Consider the following 220-nt stretch of genomic DNA (forward strand, 5'->3'; position numbering starts at 1 on the left):
AGAACAATATAAAATTGAGTATTCTGATAAAACTATTAAAAGTATGGAATATTTGTCAAATGCCATAGAGTCCGAATTAAAACGATTACGTTTAAAAACAGCTATGATGGTGTCGGATGATAAAATTATAAAATTAATTGATGAATGGAATGCTGAAAAAGATATTGTCTTAAAAAGAGAATTGGAATATGAACTAGAAAAATACATTTCTAAAAGATTT

1 protein-coding gene is annotated in these 220 nt (G+C 25.0%); it reads left to right on the top strand.

All coding sequences use genetic code 11. The annotated features are described in order from the left end of the window. The coding region (locus tag ACX6CF_RS26720; protein WP_458788415.1) for a hypothetical protein at positions 1–220 on the top strand (220 nt) is incomplete at both ends.

It is taken from the genome of Vallitalea sediminicola, from assembly GCF_054408565.1.